Annotated in this window: 3 protein-coding genes; 1 reads left to right on the top strand and 2 read right to left on the bottom strand. The window is 41.7% G+C overall.

Features of this window, described 5'->3' with window-relative positions; translation table 11 throughout:
* The first annotated feature begins 162 nt into the window (after positions 1-162).
* Entirely contained in the window at positions 163-1518 is a 1356-nt protein-coding gene (locus tag H6G76_RS36315) for a calcium-binding protein (protein WP_190711029.1), read from the top strand.
* 233 nt (positions 1519-1751) lie between these two features.
* Here the strand turns inward: H6G76_RS36315 and H6G76_RS36310 are convergent, their stop codons facing one another.
* Positions 1752-2075, bottom strand: coding sequence for a hypothetical protein (locus H6G76_RS36310; RefSeq protein WP_190711028.1), 324 nt, complete (start codon positions 2073-2075; stop codon positions 1752-1754).
* A 701-nt stretch (positions 2076-2776) separates the two neighbouring features.
* Positions 2777-3220 (bottom strand): hypothetical protein, encoded by a 444-nt coding sequence (locus H6G76_RS36305; RefSeq protein ID WP_190711027.1) that lies wholly within the window; start codon positions 3218-3220, stop codon positions 2777-2779.
* Positions 3221-3459: the final 239 nt, after the last annotated feature.

Here is a 3459-nt window from a genome sequence, read left to right as displayed (position 1 = left end):
TTAAATAGAGCTTATTGCGAATAAATGCTCTTTTTCTTTTACCACAAATTGCTACACTCTTTGTAAGATAAGCATTCTAGACCATTTTGTCCCCCCGCAAGGGTAATTTCATACGATTTAGACATAAGCGAAACGAAAACAATATTGAACTGGTTTCGCTGCATGACACACTTAAATCAAGCGGAAATGAACATGGTACTAATTAACGGAACTGACAGAAACGAGACTTTGGCTGGTGGTTCAGCAGGTGATGTTATTAAAGGTTTTGCGGGAGACGATGTGATCAGAGGTTTTGCTGGCGACGATACGCTCTTCGGTGGCTTTGGTAATAATATTCTCGATGGTGGATCACAGATAGATACAGCTAGTTATGCCGGTTCACTTAATAATGTTATTGCTTCATTAGAAACCGGAAATGCCACCTTTTTTGGTGGTAGTGATACCTTCATTAGCATTGAGAACTTAATCGGCAGTGAAAATGCTGATGTCTTAACAGGTAATCTTCTCAATAACAAACTTGAAGGAGGGGCTGGCGGCGATCAAATCTTCGGTGGCTCTGGGTTTGATGGACTACAAGGGGGCGATGGAATAGACGTGCTAGACGGCGGCGATGGTCATGATGCCATTCGAGGCGACAAGGGCAACGACACCATGATTGGCGGTAATGGTGATGATTCGTTTGCTTGGTTCGATGGTGACGGCAGTGATGTGATTCGTGGCGACGCTGGTGATGATCACCTGGATTTCACTGGGTCAACGTCAACTAAAGAGGGCGATCACATTACATTGAACCCAGTCGGTTCCGAAGTCCTATTGCAGCGCACTGCTCCCACGCCGATCAACATCAGAACGCAGGGCATCGAAACCTTTCAGATTAGTGGTGTCGAAGGGGATGATGTGTTCATTGTCAAAGATCTGGGGCTGGCAAGTGGGGTACAGTCTATTGGGTTTAACGGTGGAGATGGCAACGATCGCATGGAAGTCACGTTCACATCGGTAGCATTCGATGTGAATGGTGGAAATGGAAATGATTCGCTGGTTGGCGCTAACTTCAACGATACCCTCACCGGGGGACAGGGCAGTGATATCCTATTAGGCGGTGCTGGGGATGATAAGCTGACTGGTGCCACCAGCCTCAACAGGGGACAGGGTGAAATTGATGTGCTAGTCGGCGGTGTCGGTCGAGATAAATTTGTCCTGGGCGAGAATGGACAAACCTTCTACGATGATGGCAATGGCTTGACTGATGGCGATGCGATCAACTTTTTCCAGGGCATCGATGGTACTGGCGATTTTGCTCGCATCATCGACTTCAGAGCCAGTGAGGATGTCATTCAACTAGGTGGCTCTCGCAGTAGCTATGAACTAAGAACGATCAATAATTCCCTGATCGGCGGAAGCTCTGCACCAGATATCGGCATCTTCAAGCGCGACTTACCGAATGAGTTGATTGGCATCGTTCAAGATGCGCCTACAACTCTGAATTTAGCTAGTAGTACACAGTTTACCTTTGTCTAGTTCCACAATGATTATAGTGCTATGAATTGAGTAAAGTACGCTGTTATGTGCTGAAAAAAACACATATAGCAGTCCTAAATTATTCATGAGGTCACTTGCAGCATTATTCAACTAAGTGATATTTTGTACTTTTCATAGGATGTAGTTGAATTTGCAATTAACAGTACTTCTACCTCTGCAAATATCTAATTGCAGAGGTAGAAATTTGTTCATGAATGCTTGAAACAAGCTTATTAACTTGCACCAGCTTCAGCTACGGCAACCTCTGCATCTGGTTTAGGCTCTTTCGCTTTCTTTTCAAAGATCTGCAACCCGGCATCAACCACTTCAAAACCGTTTTCTGTTCGTTGACCAAGCTTGCCAGATATAGCCCCAGCCCAGTCAGCAAACTCAGACGTGTTGGTTTCAGCCTTGCGCCAGCTTTTTGCATTAATCAAAGCGGTGAAGACTATGCCATTCTGGTCAGTCAGTGAGACTTCCACTTTTTTGTTAGCTGCTGGTTTTGCTTCAGGTAGTGAACCGCTGAATTTAATTATGACTTCACTTTTTGCTTGCACACCTCGCCCCCTGGTTCATCTGAGACTCAAATTTTTAGCTATTGAATTTTATCAGGGCTTCAGAGAAACTTCGCATCCTAAACATTTTTTAACTTAAAAGCTGCACTCGGTGGTAAAAGATTTACTGGTAATCCTAAACAGCCAACTATTACCATTTTTAATTTTGTTGATGGAGATTATCAAATGGCTGTATTTAGAGGAGATGATGTGATTGTATCGCCTTTATTTGCCCATCTCAAATTGAGAATACAACAACTTTTTGATTCTGCTTTGTGAAAAGCCGAGATTTAAAGCAGTTTTTTAATAATCCTTCGAAACCAATTAGGAAGCGGATTGCAGACTTAGATCCACAGGTTGTGAGCCATTTGGTGGGTTAGTCAAAAATTAAAAAGAACTTGGAGATATTTCAAGTGTTGCATCTGCTATGCGAATATAAATTTTAGACCCAAACTCGAACTTATTTAGGTTTAAGGCAAGCGGCTTGATGAGCATTGGCAGAGTAAGCATCTGTTTGAGTGACAGTGCTAACTAATGTTACTTCTCCCTTATTGTTAAATACCCAATTTGTGGCAGGGGTAATAGATACAGTATCAGTAGTCTTAACTGGTTTACTTGCTCGACTTACTGATTCAGAAAAATGGTAAACACCCAATTTAACGTTTTACCACTTTTCTTTTCCTAAGTTAATATTTCGGACAAGTCTATTGCTTTTCTATGTAAGCATTTAACTGTTTTGAAATCAAAACAAATCCGATTTCCGTTTCTCTGCCAGGAGCATAACTATAAGTCTTGCTGATAAAGCTAACGTGCTTTTCTCCTTTCAACCCTACTTCGGCGGCATCGTGTTCGTATTCTAAAATCACATCGTTATGATCTGCATCTATGTTTCCACGCGCAAAAACACAGATCTTACCTTCTGATTTTTCTACATTTCGCTTTTCTCTTTTCGCTATCAAGTGTTTTATTTCGTCCAAAGTTTCATTGTATTGATGGTTATGCAATTGCCATAGCTTTGTGCGCTCATTACTCCAATCTGCTCCTGATTCTTGCGCTGTCACGATCGCCTTTTTTATTAATGACATCTCACGCTCAATGTCTTCTAGTTGCAATACTAATTCTTCCACTGAATCTGTCGAGTGCATCATTTTTTACCTACAGTCAACTTTGTTTCATTCAACAAAAAACGGCTTTTCAGAAATTGTCGCTGTGATGTCTGAGCCGCCAGAAGTTATTCAAGCTTATATAGAAGAATATCAAGTACCATTTCTCGTCTAAAGTAGCTTATTTTTTCTCTTCAATTTATTTATCTTTGTATTCCTGCCGTTTGTTTTTTACTTTCTAAAGCCTCATCAAGTTTAGTGTTGGCACTCTCGAAGTCTTGCAA

This window comes from Nostoc sp. FACHB-152 (assembly GCF_014697475.1).
Taxonomy (GTDB): domain Bacteria; phylum Cyanobacteriota; class Cyanobacteriia; order Cyanobacteriales; family Nostocaceae; genus Nostoc_B.
The sequence above is the reverse complement of the archived record's forward strand: the minus strand, read 5'-3'. Positions and strand labels throughout refer to the sequence as shown.

Coding starts and splice junctions, on each gene's coding strand:
- H6G76_RS36305 (WP_190711027.1), bottom strand. CDS start 3,220: ATGATGCACTCGACAGATTCAGTGGAAGAATTAGTATTGCAACTAGAA.
- H6G76_RS36315 (WP_190711029.1), top strand. CDS start 163: ATGACACACTTAAATCAAGCGGAAATGAACATGGTACTAATTAACGGA.